General features: G+C 66.1%; 14 protein-coding genes. 8 read left to right on the top strand and 6 right to left on the bottom strand.

What is annotated here, in order from left to right; genetic code table 11:
* Positions 1–33: 33 nt before the first annotated feature.
* From K6T50_RS11725 to K6T50_RS11710, 4 genes are all read left to right on the top strand, one after another.
* Complete coding sequence (locus K6T50_RS11725; protein ID WP_222606771.1) at positions 34–1563, top strand: carboxypeptidase M32; 1530 nt, start codon at positions 34–36, stop codon at positions 1561–1563.
* Positions 1564–1708: 145 nt separating this feature from the next.
* Complete coding sequence (locus K6T50_RS11720) at positions 1709–2542, top strand: class I SAM-dependent methyltransferase (RefSeq protein ID WP_222606770.1); 834 nt, start codon at positions 1709–1711, stop codon at positions 2540–2542.
* 47 nt (positions 2543–2589) lie between these two features.
* The gene (locus K6T50_RS11715) at positions 2590–3222 is read left to right on the top strand and encodes a hypothetical protein (RefSeq protein WP_222606769.1); all 633 of its coding nucleotides are present in this window, start codon (positions 2590–2592) and stop codon (positions 3220–3222) included.
* Positions 3215–3379, top strand: a complete 165-nt coding sequence (locus tag K6T50_RS11710) for a hypothetical protein (protein WP_222606768.1) — start codon at positions 3215–3217, stop codon at positions 3377–3379. Before K6T50_RS11715 ends, K6T50_RS11710 begins: the two co-directional genes overlap by 8 nt.
* Positions 3380–3383: 4 nt before the next feature.
* Here K6T50_RS11710 and K6T50_RS11705 read toward each other — a convergent pair whose 3' ends face one another.
* A complete protein-coding gene (locus K6T50_RS11705) occupies positions 3384–4031 on the bottom strand; it encodes a DUF7095 family protein (RefSeq protein ID WP_222606767.1) in 648 nt (215 codons plus the stop codon).
* Positions 4032–4114: 83 nt separating this feature from the next.
* Entirely contained in the window at positions 4115–4576 is a 462-nt protein-coding gene (locus K6T50_RS11700) for a DUF4442 domain-containing protein (protein WP_222606766.1), read from the bottom strand.
* Positions 4577–4700: 124 nt separating this feature from the next.
* Here K6T50_RS11700 and ncsA point away from each other — a divergent pair, with 124 nt between their 5' ends.
* Positions 4701–5672: a tRNA 2-thiolation protein NcsA gene (ncsA, locus tag K6T50_RS11695; protein WP_222606765.1), complete on the top strand. Its 972-nt coding sequence runs from the start codon at positions 4701–4703 to the stop codon at positions 5670–5672.
* 191 nt (positions 5673–5863) lie between these two features.
* Here the strand turns inward: ncsA and ftsZ are convergent, their stop codons facing one another.
* The 3 genes from ftsZ to K6T50_RS11680 form a co-directional block, all read right to left on the bottom strand.
* Positions 5864–7069, bottom strand: coding sequence for a cell division protein FtsZ (ftsZ, locus tag K6T50_RS11690; protein WP_222606764.1), 1206 nt, complete (start codon positions 7067–7069; stop codon positions 5864–5866).
* Positions 7070–7071: 2 nt separating this feature from the next.
* Entirely contained in the window at positions 7072–7263 is a 192-nt protein-coding gene (locus K6T50_RS11685) for a ribbon-helix-helix domain-containing protein (RefSeq protein ID WP_073306558.1), read from the bottom strand.
* A 212-nt stretch (positions 7264–7475) separates the two neighbouring features.
* Complete coding sequence (locus tag K6T50_RS11680; protein WP_222606763.1) at positions 7476–8144, bottom strand: CopG family transcriptional regulator; 669 nt, start codon at positions 8142–8144, stop codon at positions 7476–7478.
* A gap of 326 nt (positions 8145–8470) precedes the next feature.
* Here K6T50_RS11680 and K6T50_RS11675 point away from each other — a divergent pair, with 326 nt between their 5' ends.
* From K6T50_RS11675 to K6T50_RS11665, 3 genes are read left to right on the top strand one after another with little or no spacing between them, the layout of a single operon-like run.
* Positions 8471–9577: a metal ABC transporter substrate-binding protein gene (locus K6T50_RS11675; protein WP_222606762.1), complete on the top strand. Its 1107-nt coding sequence runs from the start codon at positions 8471–8473 to the stop codon at positions 9575–9577.
* On the top strand, positions 9574–10395 hold the full coding sequence (locus K6T50_RS11670; protein ID WP_222606761.1) for a metal ABC transporter ATP-binding protein: 822 nt from the start codon (positions 9574–9576) through the stop codon (positions 10393–10395). The genes K6T50_RS11675 and K6T50_RS11670 overlap by 4 nt, the downstream gene beginning before the upstream one ends.
* Entirely contained in the window at positions 10392–11444 is a 1053-nt protein-coding gene (locus K6T50_RS11665; protein WP_222606760.1) for a metal ABC transporter permease, read from the top strand. Before K6T50_RS11670 ends, K6T50_RS11665 begins: the two co-directional genes overlap by 4 nt.
* A 201-nt stretch (positions 11445–11645) precedes the next feature.
* Here the strand turns inward: K6T50_RS11665 and K6T50_RS11660 are convergent, their stop codons facing one another.
* Positions 11646–13460 carry a transposase gene (locus K6T50_RS11660; protein WP_222608910.1) on the bottom strand — a complete coding sequence of 605 codons (1815 nt, stop codon included), beginning with the start codon at positions 13458–13460 and terminating at the stop codon, positions 11646–11648.
* Positions 13461–14075 lie beyond the last annotated feature (615 nt).

The raw sequence follows: 14075 nt of genomic DNA, 5'->3' as shown, positions 1-14075 counted from the left end.
GGTTGAAGGCGGGGCGACGGCAAGGTTTGCGCGATGGCTACCGACGCACACGGGAGCGAGGCCGAGCAGGCCGACGCGTACGCCGAACTGGTGGAGCGATTCGAACGGATCAACGGCGTGCAGGGCGCCGCGGGCGTCCTCGGGTGGGACCAGCAGGTGATGATGCCGGAGGGCGGCACGCCCGCCCGCTCGAAGCAGCTGTCGGTGCTGTCGTCGCTGAGCCACGAACTGCTCACCGACGACCGGACCGCCGAACTGCTCGAGGAGGTCGAGTCCATGGACCTGGACGACGACCAGCGGGCGCTCCTTCGCGAGGCACGCCGCGAGTTCGAGCGCGCCGACGCGGTGCCGACCGAGCTCGTCGAGGAGATCTCCGAGACCTCCACGGAGGCGCTCGGCGCGTGGGAGCAGGCCCGAGCCGAGGACGACTTCGAGCAGTTCGCGCCGTATCTGGAGAAGTTGGTGGAGCTGAAGCGCGAGTACGCCGAGCACATCGACCCCGACCGCGACGCCTACGAGGTGCTGTTCGAGGACTACGAGCCGTGCCTGTCGCTGGAGCGCGCCGAGGAGATCCTCGAGACGCTCAAGGAGACGCTCGTGCCGATGATCGACGAGATCCGCGAGAGCGACGCCGGCGTGACCACCGACGCCTTCGACGGGGAGTTCCCCGCCGACGCCCAGGAGGACCTCTCGCGGGACGTGCTCTCGACGCTCGGGTACGACTGGGACCGCGGGCGCCTCGACGTGTCCTCACACCCGTTCACCTCCGGCAACGTGTACGACTGCCGCGTCACGACGCGGTACGACGAGACGGACCCGCTGGGCGGGCTGATGGCCACCGTCCACGAGTTCGGCCATGCGTTCTACAACCTCGGGCTGCCCGAGGAGCACTTCGGCACGCCGCTGGGCGAGTCGCGCGACCTGTCGGTTCACGAGAGCCAGTCGCGACTGTGGGAGAACCACGTCGGCCGCTCGCCGGCGTTCTGGGAGCTGGTGACGCCGAAGTTCGCGGACCGCTTCGACACCGACGCGACCGCCCGGGAGGCGTACGAGTCGGCCAACCAGGTGTACGAGGACAACCTCATCCGCGTCGAGGCCGACGAGCTCACCTACCACCTCCACATCGTCATCCGCTTCGAGATCGAGAGGGCGCTCATCTCCGGGGACTTGGCGGTCGAGGACGTGCCGGAGGTCTGGAACGACAAGTACGAGGAGTACCTCGGCATCCGGCCGGAGACCGACGCGAACGGCTGTCTCCAGGACATCCACTGGAGCCACGGCAACTTCGGCTACTTCCCGACGTACTCGCTGGGCTCGGTGATGGCGAGCCAACTGTTCAACGCCGCCGAGGACGACATCGGGAACATCTACGGGTCGGTCCGCGACGGCGACTTCGAGGCGCTCCAGGAGTGGCTCCGCGAGAACATCCACGAGCACGGCTCCCGCTACGAGACGAACGAGCTGGTGCGCGAGGCCACCGGCGAGGACTTCACCGCCGACTACTTCGTCGACTACGTGACGACGAAGTACGGCGACCTGTACGATCTGGAGGAGTCCGTTTAGATCGAATCGGATCGAGGAGTACCGGCTGTAAACGCAGTTTTTCATCCGTCTCTTCGGACGCGGACCGTCGGTGTCGGACGGAGTAGGCGACACTCGATCCGGCATCTTATCACCCCGAGCCGACCACGAACCCGACAACCGCTCGATGCGCCGCTTCACTGCCGACTACCTCGAACGCACGCGCCGCGGGATGTGGGAGTCGCGCGAGGCGCTCGCCCCGCTCGCGCTCCCCACCCGCTCGCGAGTCCTCGACGTGGGCTGCGGCACCGGCGAGCTCACGCGCGTGCTCGCCGAAGAGGCGCCCGACGCGACGGTGGTCGGCGTCGACGCTGACACGGACCTGCTCGCGGCCGCCCGCGACGCCGGGGAGGGGGACGCCGACCCCGACACCCGAACCGACCGCGACATCGCCTACTGCGCCGGCGACGCGACCCGCCTCCCGTTCCCCGAGGACGCCTTCGACCTCGTGGTCTGTCAGGCGCTGCTGATCAACCTCCCCGACCCCGCCGCGGCGGTGCGGGAGTTCGCCCGCGTCTCCGCGGACCTCGTCGCGGCCGTCGAGCCCGACAACGCCGACGTGGCCGTCGAGTCGACCGTTGACGCCGAGGCGGGACTGGAGGCCCGCGTCCGCGCGGCGTACATCGCCGGCGTCGAGACCGACGTGGCGATGGGCGACCGCGTGCGCGAGCTGTTCGCCGACGCCGGCCTCTCCGACATCGACGCGCGACGCTACCGCCACGAGAAGCGCGTCGAGCCGCCGTACTCCGAGGCGGACCTCCGCGGCATCGCCCGCAAGGCCAGCGGCGACGGCATCGCCGACCACGAGGCCGAACTCCGGCGAGAACTCGACGACGACGGCTACGACGCGCTCCGCAGGGAGTGGCGCGAGATGGGCCGAACCGCCGCGGGGCAGGCGGCCGACCGCGAGTACGAGCGCGTCGAGCGGGTGCCGTTCGACGTGACCGTCGGCAACGTGTGATCGTTCCGGGATTTGAAACGGGATGACGAGCCAGTAGTCACCCAGGAATGGGCGAGAGGGACGACTTCGATCCGGAGACAGATGTACTCAACCGCTATGAGTCGATGGTCGAAACACAAATCGAGACGCTGAACGGGATCGATGAGAAAGCGGCCCGGATCATGCGCATAATCCCGATACTCTTGGGTGGATTTCTGACAGCTTTCTCGGTTTTGATCTCGGTGGATGGTATCCGAGTGTCTGATTCGGGTCCAGTTCCACTGATTGTACTCGCAGTCGGGCTCGGGACGTTACTCCTGTCGCTTGGATACAGCGTGATCACCTACCTCGGGAGTGTATTCGAGTTCGGCCCCACAGTCGAACTCGGCCGGTTCATGTCTAAGTATCAAGTAGACGGTCAGGAATACAGAGATCGGCTGTTAGACGGATACAGTAACAGTATTCAAAACAATCGGCGAGTTGTCAATGCAAACTCGCGTCGGTTTCGTCGGTCGCTGTTGAGTTTCCTCTGTTCGATGACCCTCGTGTCCGCGGGGATCACGGGAGTAGTGGTTGATCTCTCGACGCAATCGAACCTTGTTCTCACATTTTTGCTCGTTCTCGGACTTATCGGTCTCATTGAGTACGTAGAGCAGGAAGAGTATTTGACTCTGGAGCGACAACACGAGGACTATGAGTAGCGACGAAGGAGAGACGTACGAAAAGGAGAAACGCTCACTCGACGACTCCGACGCGGTCGTCGAGGAGGACGGCGAGAAACAATTGAAAATGGAGTCGCTGAGCAAGAGCGGCGGAAACGCCAGAAAGGAGTCAGATACGGACGACTCGGATCAGTAACTCCTCACACCACGTCGCCGCGGACGGTCGCGCCCTCCTGCCGGTCGCGGTAGGCCGCGACCGCGTCGGCGATCTCGGCGGCCTCCGCCTCGTCGACGCCGAGCATCTCCAGCGCCCCAGACAGCGTCGGGAACGGGAGCTCGCCGCCGCGCAGCTTCGCCATCGTCTCGGTCGCCCGCTGCCCCTCGCCGTACAACTGTACGCCGCGCGGATCGAGTACCTGTTCGTACGCGCCGCGGTCGAACGCGCCCTTCAACCGCTGTCTGACGTTCTTGTCGAAGGGCGCGTTGCACACCTCCAGGTGGACGGGCTCGTCGTCCGGCAGCAACTGGGCGGCGAGACACTTCTCGGGGGCAGCGTAGCCGTTGTCGTTGGCGCGCAGGTACTCGGGGTGTTCGCGCGCCCACTCCGCGGAAACCGACTTCCCGACACCTTTCACGCCGTGGGAGCGCTCGAACTCGGCGGCCGCGTCGGCATCGTCGCTCCGCATGAGCAGGTCCTTCGTCACGTACACGTCCAGCCGGTCGATCGGATCGAGGCCGAGCGCCACGTCGCCGTACACCCACACCTCGCGCACCGGCACCGGCATCGGCCCCTCGTCGACGGCGTCGATGATCGCCTCCACGCGGTCGAGGGCCGCCTCTCGCTCCATGACGGCCCTTGGGCGGGCGACGGGCAAGCGTCTTACGCGTCACGACCCGCTATCGCCGGCCGGTCGCTCCCCTCTCCCGGGAGTCACTCGTCCCGGCGGACGTAGACGGTCTTCTCGACCTCGGCGTGGACGACCCCCTCGTCGTCGGTCAACTCCACATCGTACACGCGATCGCAGGACTCCCCGGGCGCGAGCGACTCGCGGATGTCGCGGACTTCCTCGTCGGGCACGTCGACCGTCGCTGTCAACGTCGACCGCCCGGGCTTCCGAAATCGGATCTCGGCTGCCTTGTCCCAGACGGTGAAGCCGTCGCCGAGGCGGCGCTGGAGCAGGACCACGTACACCGGGTCGACCGCGCCGTAGATGCTGCCGCCGAAGAGCGTCCCCATCCCGTTGCGCGTACGCCACGTGAGCGGGAGTTTCACCTCCGCCGAGGAGAAGTCCGGCGCGAGCGACGTGACCGTCGCCCCGGTCATCCAGTACGACGGGTAGTGGGAGAACCCCAGGCGGAACAGCCACGCCCGAAGCCGGTCGAGTCGCGTCATACACTGGGTCGACGGGGCCGCGTGTTGAGCCTGTCCGTCCGCGACGAGCGGGTGGCCGCGCGTGCGAGTCACGAACGGCGTCCGTGCGAAACGGGTATGCCCGCGCCGCCACAACCCGCCGGTAATGGACTGCGACAGGTGCGGCGCCGACGCGGTGATGCACGCCGCCTACTCGGGAGCACACCTCTGTGAGTCGCACTTTTCGGAGTCGGTCGAGCGGCGCGTCCGTCGGCGCGTCCGCGAGGACGACCTGCTGCCCGACGACGCGACGCCCGAGGACCCCGAACGCTGGGTGATCGGCCTCTCGGGCGGGAAGGACAGCGTCGTGCTCGCGACGGTGCTCGACGAGACGTTCGCCGAGGACCCCCGCATCGAGCTGGTCGCGCTCTCCATCCACGAGGGGATCGAGGGGTACCGCGACGAGTCGCTGGAGGCGTGCGAGGAGCTCGCCGCGGACCTCGACATGCGCCACGAGGTGGTGAGCTACGAGGACGAGCTGGGCGTCCGCATGGACGACGTGGTCGAGGACGACCCCGAGAACATGGCCGCCTGCGCCTACTGCGGGGTGTTCCGGCGCGACCTGCTGGAGACGTACGCCGAGGACCTGGGCGCCGACAAGCTCCTCACGGGGCACAACCTCGACGACGAGGCCCAGACGGCGCTGATGAACTTCCTCGAGGGCGACGTGGCCCAGATGGCGAAGCACTTCGACGCCTCCATCGGCCCGTTCCCCGAGCGCCGCGAGAGCGACCACTTCGTCCCGCGGGCGAAGCCCCTGCGCGACGTGCCCGAGAAGGAGGTCGCCCTCTACTGCCATCTCCGTGATCTCCCGTCGCACATGGCAGAGTGCCCGCACGCGAGCGAGGCCTACCGCGGGGAGATCCAACAGCTTCTGCTCGACATGGAGGAGCGACACCCGGGCGTCCGCCACTCGATCATGGCGGGCTACGAGGAGCTGTCGGGCGTGCTCGCCGACGAGTACCGCGACGACGACGGCGACGGCCCCGACCTCTCGCCGTGCGAGCGGTGCGGGTCGAAGACCGCCCGCGACGTGTGTCGCAAGTGCGAGTTGATCGACGCGATCGAGGCGTCGTAAACGGCCGTGTGAGTCGGTTCAGTCCTGTAATACGACTCCTCGGTCGCCGTGGATAGCGCGTGAAAAGTGCGACGCGTCGATGCCGGCCCGGACGGAGGCGCTCCACTCGGAACCGGACCGTTCGCCGTCCCGTTGTGTTCGTCTCGTCGCCGCCGCATTCGGTCCCACCCGGAGTTCAGTCGGCGTCGCCGTCAGCGGATGACGTCGAGGCCATTGCTTCGCTCGCTGGACTCCTCGCGGCCGCCGTCGGACTGCCAGGCGGCCTCCTGCCCGTTCTGGGCGCTCTGGGCGTTCGACTTCGCGTCGAAGTCGACGTCGTCGGCCGGCCCGCCCTCGATGGACGCGCGCGACTTGTCGGCCTGCTTCTGCGTGCTCGGCCCGAGCACCTGCGCGCTCTGGACGCCGGTCATGATCGCCATGACGCGGACCTTGCCCTTGTACTCCTCCTGGATGCGCGCCCCCCAGATCACGTTCGCGCTCGCCTCCAGGCGCTCGGTGATGTTGTCGGCGATGCCCTCGGCCTCCTTCAGCGTGAGGTCGGGGCCCCCGGTGATGTGGACCAGCCCGCCCGATGCACCGCGGTAGTCCACGTCCAAAAGCGGGTGGTTCATCGCGTCGTTGACCACCTCCTGGGTCTTGTTCTTGTCCTGGGTCTCGCCGACGAGCATCACCGCGACGCCGCCCTGATTCATGATCGTGGACATGTCCGCGTAGTCCAGGTTGATCAGGGACGGCTGGGTGATGGTCTCGGAGATGCCCTTGACCGTCTCGGCGATGATCTGGTCCATCACCGAGAACGCCTTCCCGATCGGCAGGTTCGGGACGTAATCGAGCAGACGGTTGTTGTCGAGGACGATGATCGAGTCGGCCTCGTTGCGGAGGTTCTCGAGCCCCTCCTCGGCCTTGACGGTGCGGGCGCGCTCGACGTTGAACGGCGTCGACACCATGCCGACGACGATGGCGCCCTGCTCTTTGGCGATCTTCGAGACGACCGGCGCCGCGCCGGTGCCCGTCCCGCCGCCCATACCGGCGGTCACGAACACGAGGTCCGCGTCGCCGAGCACCTCCTTGATCGTGCCCTGGGCCATCTCGGTGGCGCGCTCGCCCATCGAGGGGTCGCCGCCCGCACCGAGGCCCTGCGTGAGGGACTTGCCGACGAGGATCTTCGTGTCGGCCTCGATCATCTTGAGGTGCTGCTTGTCGGTGTTGATCGCCACCGTCTCGGCGCCGTCGACGCCGATGTTGTACAGCCGGTTGATGGTGTTGTTGCCGGCGCCGCCCGCGCCGACAATGACGATCCGGGGCTCCCCGAACTCGTCGTCGTCGCCGGCCGCCGCCTCCATGTCGCGCTGCTCGGCTTCCGCGTTCGCGAGCGCGTCCTGAACGATGTCCTGCATCGTTACACCTTGGCCCAGCTGCGCTTACTGCGCTCGCCGCGCGTGCGCTCGCCGGACGTGTCGGCCTGTTCGTTGAGCATGTCGCGGACGGCGGACCGAATCGCTTCGCTGCGATTCGGGAACTCCCCCGTCTCGACCATCTGTTCGACCTCCTCGATCTGCTGTTTCGGGATTCGTAGTGTCACACGCTCCATTGGTTCATTCCCCCGGTAAGACGACGGCACGCACACGCGTACCCTCACATCGGCGGCCGGAGTTTCCCCGCTCCGACGCCCCTGTAAGACAGGTCGTCTTACGCACCACTACCAATATACCGTTTGTATATAAAGATGTCGGCGGTTGTATGACCGATACGGCCACGATGTCTTACGCCGAAGGACCGACGTGGTCGACCCGGCGATGTGTCTTACGTCCTGTCGAGCACGTCGGCCGCCGGGGTTCGACGCCCACATCCCGGGCAAAACCCCCAGTCGGAGCGGAGCTCGTCGCCGCACTCGCAGAACAGGCGCCGGGTCGCCTTTTCCCCGCAGTTCGGGCAGTATACGTGCTCGGCGGACACCCCCTCGCCACACTGCGCGCAGCTTCGTTCGCCCGTATCCGACGCGCCGGCGACCGAACCCGCCGAGCGCGACTCCCCGCCCGCGGTCCGGTCGGCGTCCGCGGGCTGTGGGTTGTCCACGGGCCGGACCTCGTCCGCGGACGACTCGACTGCGGTGTCGGCGCCGTCGACGTTCACCGTGAGGTTGACCGACGGGACGCGGTCGGCGGCCGCCCCCGGGACGCCGAACGGGCGCGCGCCGCCATGGGAGAACCCACTGTCGTGGCGCCGCCCCCCGAACACCTCGTCGAGTCGGGCCGTGACCAGCTCGTCGACGCGGGCCGCGAGCGCGTCGTCGAGCGACCCGGCGGTCCCGGCGTCGCCTCCGACCGGCTCTCGCGTTTCGGCGTCGCTCCGCTCCTCTGCGGCGTCGAGGTACTCGCGGAGCGCCTCCCGCATGACCTCGCTTTTCGACCCCTCGAGGCCCTCGAGGCGGTCGACGAGGTCCGCATCGGCGCGGAAGGTTATCTTGCTCATACCCGCCCCGTTTTCACAGGATGCATATCAATCTATCCCACGGATCCGGCCGCGCGTAGGACGCGCAAACGCCAGTTCGACCGGTAGAGCCTTCCCTCCCGCACCGGCCCGATGAGCCCCTTCCCGTATCGGCCCGATGAACCCCTTCCCGATCCGCGTGGGCGGTCCCCGGCCCCGGGCGCCTCTCGGAACCGGCCGCCGCTCTCGGTACCGTATACGGGCAACTCGTCGCGATCACCACCACGACCGCCATTGGATTAGACTAGTCTAATCTTTGTCTTCGGTCGCAACAACTATAACATTCGCTCACCCTCGTACAGGTGAGTATGACCGACACACGTGACCCGGCGGGTTCGCCGGGAACGACCAGGCGGCGGTTCCTCGCGGGCGGGGGCGGCCTCGCCGCGGCGGGGCTCGCCGGCTGTCTGGGCAGTGCAGTGGGGAGCGGTACGAACGACGGAAGCGACGACGCCGACAGCGGCGGGTCCGGTGGCGACGACGGGAGCGACGGCCCGGTCGCGGTCGCCTCCTTCTTCAGCTTCTACGATTTCGCCCGGGAGATCGCCGCGGACACCCCGATCACGGTACGGAACCTCGTCCCGACCGGCCTGCACGGCCACGGGTGGGAGCCGGACGCGAGCGTCACGCGCGACATCATCGACGCAGACGCGTTCATCCACGTCGGGGAGGACTTCCAGCCGTGGGCCGACCGCGCCATCCAGACGTTGAAGGACGACGACGTGGACACGCAGCTGATCAACGTCCGCGAGGGCGTCGAGCTCGTTCCCCTCGCGGACACCCTCGACCGCGACGAGGAGGGCGTCGGCGAGGGCCGTGGGCGGGACCCGCACTTCTGGCTCGACCCGCGGCGCGCGAAGATCGCCGTCGACAACATCACCGAGGGGCTCGTCGAACTCGCGCCCGAGCACGGGGACGCCCTCCGCGACAACGCCGAGACGTACAAGACTGAGGTACTGGACCGGATCGACGCCGACTACGAGAAGATCTTCGAGGCCGCCGAACGCGACGTGGTCCAGCTGGCCGCGCACAACGCCTTCCAGTACATCGCCGACCGCTACGGGGTGCAGATGCGCCCGCTCGTCGTCAACCTCGCCGCCAGCGGCGACGTGAAGCCGTCGGACATCATCGAGGCCAAGCGCGTTATCGACGAGAACGACATCCGCTACATCGGCGCCGGGGTCTTCGAGACGCGCCGGCCCGCGAAACAGCTGATCGCCGAGACCGACGTGGAGGCGTACTACCCGGTGACCCCGTACGCGGGCGTGCGCGAGGACTGGGTCGAAAACGACTGGGGGTACGAGGAGATCGCGTACAACATCAACATGCCCACCTTCGAGGTCGTCCTCGGCAACACGGCGCCCGAGGATGCCGGCTACGACGGGTGGAACGACGAGTGGAGGAACTTCGAATGAGCCGCGCCGACGCGACGGCCGAGTCCACGACCGCCACCGATCCCGCGGACAACGGGGCGGCTCGGCCGACTGACGACGACGTGATCTCCCTGTCGGACGTGACGTTCGGCTACACGGCGACGCCGGTCGTCGAGGACGTGAGCCTCGACATCGCCGCGGGCGAGTACGTCGCCGTCGTCGGCCCGAACGGCTCGGGCAAGTCGACGCTGATGAAGCTCATGCTCGGCCTGCTGCGCCCCGACGTGGGCGAGACGCGCCTGTTCGGCGAGCCGGCCCGCCGCTTCGACGACGGCGAGCGCGTCGGCTACGTCTCCCAGCACGCCAGCGCGGCCAAGGAGATGCCGATCACCGTCCGCGAGGTGGTGAAGATGGGTCGGTTCCCGCACGTCGGCTTCGGCCTGCTGTCGGCCGACGACTGGCGGATCGTCGACGAGGCGCTCGCGACCGTCGGGATGAGCGACTTCGCCGACCGCCGGATCACGAAGCTCTCCGGGGGGCAGCGCCAGCGCGCCTTCATCGCCCGCGCGCTCGCGAGCGAGGCCGACCTGCTCGTGCTCGACGAGCCGACCGTCGGGGTCGACGCCGAGTCGGTCGAGGCGTTCTACGACCTCCTAGAGGCGCTCAACGGCGACGGGATCACCGTGCTCCTCATCGAGCACGACCTCGGCGCCGTCGTCGACCACGCCGAGCGCGTGGTCTGTTTGAACCGCGAGGTGTACTTCGACGGCCCGACCGACGAGTTCGTCGAGAGCGACGCGCTCGCGCGGGCGTTCGGTACCGCCGTCGGCCTCGGCGGTGACGGCGGGGGTGACCGATGACGGTGACCGCCGCACTCTCGACCGGCACCGTCTCCGCGCTCGCGGCGCCGATCCTCCAGTCCGAGGGGAGCCCGCTCGATCCCGTGCTCGCGCCCATCTACACCCTCCTCGACCTGTGGTCGCTCCTGCTGGGCGCGCTCGGCGACGCCACGGGGGTCGGGCTGCTCCAGTACGGGTTCATGCACCGCGCGATCCTCGTCGGGCTGTGTATCGGCGTGATGGCGCCACTCATCGGGACCTTCCTCGTCCACCGCCAGCTGGCGCTCATCGGCGACGCGCTCGCCCACACCGCCTTCGCCGGCGTCGCCGTCGGCCTGTTCCTCAACGGCGTGTTCAGCGTCGGCGTCTCGCCGTACCTCACCGCCGTGGTCGTCGCGGTGATCGCCGCGCTGCTGATCGAGGTGATCTCGGAGGTGACCGACGCGTACAACGACGTCTCGATGGCGATCGTCCTCTCGACCGGGTTCGCGCTCGGGACGGTGCTGATCAGCCTCAACGCCGGCGGGCTCGCCGTCGGCATCAACCAGTACCTCTTCGGGAACCTCTCGACGGTCTCCGCGGAGAACGCCGCGATCCTGCTGGTGCTGTTCGGGATCATCGTCGCCACGGTCGCGCTCACGCGCAACCAACTGCTGTACGTCACCTTCGACGAGACGGCCGCCGAGGTGTCGGGCATCCCAGTCGCCTGGTACAACCGCGTGATGGTGATGCTCACCGCGCTGGTCGTCGTCGGCGCGATGCAGATCATGGGCGTCATCCTCGTCGCCGCGATGCTCGTCGTTCCCGTCGCGGGCGCCTCGCAGGTGTCGCGTAGCTTCACCGGGTCGCTGCTGATCTCCGTGGTGCTCGCCGAACTGGCGGTCCTGCTCGGCATCGGCCTCTCCTACTACGGCGAGGCGACCGCCGGGGGCGTCATCGTCCTCGTCGCCGTCGCCATCTACGCCGCGACCGTCGTCGTCGGGAAGCTGCTGGAGGCCCGCGGAGACGACTCCGCGCCCGAGGTGGGCAGCATCGAGGCCGAGGAGGACGCGGTCGCGACCTCCGACTGAGCGACCGACCCCCTGATGTTGCGAAGATACCTCTATGATGCACAGGTTTCACTCTCCTATGTACTGAAAGAAGTGTCTAAGGCCCGCTGGGATCGGACCTCTAAGAAACTTGTCTAAATATTATCACAAAATGTCGGAGAAATCGGGGTTCGGAACGGCGCTGCCGCTTACGACCGATCACGCCCAGAGGAAATGAGGGGATTAGTCGGGCGGGTCGAGACCGTAGCTCTTCTTGGCGAACGTCAGAAACGAGTTCGCTGTGATTGCCGGCTTGTCCCCGACCTCGCCATTCATCTCTAGCTGTACGAGGATATCTACGAGTCGCCAGCAGTTGTACAGCACGCAGGCGAACGCGAAATTAAAGTAACGGAATCGATGGTCAGGCGACTGCGTCTCCGCGAGAAACGTTTTCAGCTTCTTGAAGCCGTTCTCGATGCCCCAGCGCTGCGTATACCGAGCCATCAGCCGCCCGACCTGGTGTTTCATTTCCCGCTCGCCGGCGGGCTCGATGTCTACCCACGGAAGATTCGTCTCGAAGGGCACTGTTGGCGCGTCAACACGCGCCGGTTCCTCGATTTCCTCCTCGTCGGCAACCTCATCGAGGAGATTGCTCAGCGGCGAGTCCCCGTCGCGGCTATCTGAGAGCGGCGTGGCGTCGCCGACCTCCTCGAAGTCCTCGATGAGTTCCTGGCGAATCGTCACGTCCGTTCCATCGTCGTCTTCCTCTTCACGTTCCCACTCGCGTTTCGGGAGGTAGACCGCCTTTCGAGTCGGCCTGTCGTCCAGTCGTTCTTGCTCGACCACGTCGAAGTCTTTGTCCGCGCTGGCGAGCTTGGCGATCTGATGCTCATGAACGCTACTGGACCGCACGACGCCGGGGTTCAGGTAATGGACATCGTGATCCTCACAAGCGTCTTTCACGCCGTCAAGTGCGAACTCACGGTCCATCATCACCAAGTTGAGTTCGGGAACAATGCCGGTCGCGCCGTCAAGGAGGTCGTCCACGATATCCGCCCGCTTCCGCCCACGAACAACCGGGACGGCATCGAGAATCAACGGGACATCGTGGCCGACGAGTTTGATGACCGCCCATTGGAAGAACGGCCCGTCGTCACCCTTGTACCCGAGAATCCACGGCTCCTGATTCTGGCCGCTGCTATCGCGTTCAACGTGGCCGCTCCACGGGTGGCCTTTCGTGATGTCGATAGCCGCCATCTGTTTGCGTCCCATCTTGTCCTTCGACTTCGCCTGCGCAACGAGCGTCCGGCCCGTTTCTCGGAGCATCGTTCGGATGCGCTCGACGCCGAGCGTCTTCGTCTGTAGCCGATGGGAGTCGCCCGATGGCGTCTTCCGCCGGGTCGATTCCTCGGCGAAGATTCCGGCACCGTCGTGGGGGTGCATATCCGACCGCATCCCGAGGTAGGCCTGTTGTTCCCAAAACGCGCCTTCCGGGATCGAGGCATTCTCAGCGCGGTCAAGGTTGAAGCAGTCACCAACGATAGGCTTCGCGCCCTTCCAGACCTCACGCGCTTTCTCGCGGGCGAGGGTGTCCTTGCTCTTCGAAGTCGTGACCGTCTCTGTCGGTTGATCGGGAAGGAACTCGGGCTCGGGCGCTGGGATGTCGTGGTATCGAGCGATGTCGACAATGATTTCGGCAGCATCCCGGACCGCGTCGTGGACGGCTTCAAGACGGTATTCCCAGGCCCGCCAGAGAGTAGACTGGTTGGGGATATCCTCGAAACCGAGCTGTGTGCAGAGGAACGGCTTCTGCTTGAGGTAGCGCCAGAGCGCCGTCGCGTTCTTCCATCCCTTGACGCACCGGAGGACGTGCGCTCGAAAGACGGCGCTCCAAGGTTTGGGGCGGCCCTGTTCGTGGTCGTAGGTGTCGTAGAAGCGGAGGTAGCAGGCGGGGACCTCGGCGACGAGATCCTCCAGAGAGACGTCGCGGTCGTAGCGGAGTTGTTGTTCGCGGGGATAGGTCTGGAGGGCCCCATCAACCATCTCCCGGTAGGTCATATCGAAGGAGTGGGCTTCGACAAGATCGCCATTGTTTGTAGCGAAGAGGCCGTCTACGTCGTAGTCTCTGGGCGTAGATTCGTAGCCCGCGCTGTCGAGACGCTCTGGTGGCCCGAGGTGCTCCCACCGTGACCCCGTCGGGAGCTGTCCAGCGCGTGCTGTCACTATTCAAAAATACACGGCATTGTATATAAACCTCCAGAGTGACAGGCGTTGCAAGAGAGGAGTCTTTACTCAGGGACACTCCCGAAACTGTAAACGGCTAAATCGATTCTTGGGTCTGCAGACTGATTGTCGGAGAAGCTGCCAGTTTCAGTAGATAATTATGCGAGCGTGCTGCATGAACAGCGCAAAGTCAGCACGCACCGGACGCGAGTGAGCTCAGCCTCAGTACTCGGTGAACGATGCGAACCCGCCAGTTGTCGGGACTTGTATGTGTGGTCTGAGTTATCGCGCTGTCCGGTTATTTTCACAAAATGACAAGATGTCATCAGGGAGCAGACGCAGAAGCAGAATCGAAGAATATGTGTTAATGCACATTTTAAACGGGCCGTCTCAGATTGCGCGGTTTAGGCGATACAGATATTTCGGAGTCTACTAAGCCGATGTCATCGG

This window comes from Halobaculum magnesiiphilum (genome assembly GCF_019823105.1).
GTDB classification, from domain to species: domain Archaea; phylum Halobacteriota; class Halobacteria; order Halobacteriales; family Haloferacaceae; genus Halobaculum; species Halobaculum magnesiiphilum.
The sequence above is the reverse complement of the archived record's forward strand: the minus strand, read 5'-3'. Positions and strand labels throughout refer to the sequence as shown.

Bases quoted from the DNA above. Each gene is read 5' to 3' on its own strand.
- K6T50_RS11725 (WP_222606771.1), top strand. From the start codon at position 34: ATGGCTACCGACGCACACGGGAGCGAGGCCGAGCAGGCCGACGCGTAC.
- K6T50_RS11720 (WP_222606770.1), top strand. From the start codon at position 1,709: ATGCGCCGCTTCACTGCCGACTACCTCGAACGCACGCGCCGCGGGATG.
- K6T50_RS11715 (WP_222606769.1), top strand. From the start codon at position 2,590: ATGGGCGAGAGGGACGACTTCGATCCGGAGACAGATGTACTCAACCGC.
- K6T50_RS11710 (WP_222606768.1), top strand. From the start codon at position 3,215: ATGAGTAGCGACGAAGGAGAGACGTACGAAAAGGAGAAACGCTCACTC.
- K6T50_RS11705 (WP_222606767.1), bottom strand. From the start codon at position 4,031: ATGGAGCGAGAGGCGGCCCTCGACCGCGTGGAGGCGATCATCGACGCC.
- K6T50_RS11700 (WP_222606766.1), bottom strand. From the start codon at position 4,576: ATGACGCGACTCGACCGGCTTCGGGCGTGGCTGTTCCGCCTGGGGTTC.
- ncsA (WP_222606765.1), top strand. From the start codon at position 4,701: ATGGACTGCGACAGGTGCGGCGCCGACGCGGTGATGCACGCCGCCTAC.
- ftsZ (WP_222606764.1), bottom strand. From the start codon at position 7,069: ATGCAGGACATCGTTCAGGACGCGCTCGCGAACGCGGAAGCCGAGCAG.
- K6T50_RS11685 (WP_073306558.1), bottom strand. From the start codon at position 7,263: ATGGAGCGTGTGACACTACGAATCCCGAAACAGCAGATCGAGGAGGTC.
- K6T50_RS11680 (WP_222606763.1), bottom strand. From the start codon at position 8,144: ATGAGCAAGATAACCTTCCGCGCCGATGCGGACCTCGTCGACCGCCTC.
- K6T50_RS11675 (WP_222606762.1), top strand. From the start codon at position 8,471: ATGACCGACACACGTGACCCGGCGGGTTCGCCGGGAACGACCAGGCGG.
- K6T50_RS11670 (WP_222606761.1), top strand. From the start codon at position 9,574: ATGAGCCGCGCCGACGCGACGGCCGAGTCCACGACCGCCACCGATCCC.
- K6T50_RS11665 (WP_222606760.1), top strand. From the start codon at position 10,392: ATGACGGTGACCGCCGCACTCTCGACCGGCACCGTCTCCGCGCTCGCG.
- K6T50_RS11660 (WP_222608910.1), bottom strand. From the start codon at position 13,460: ATGACCTACCGGGAGATGGTTGATGGGGCCCTCCAGACCTATCCCCGC.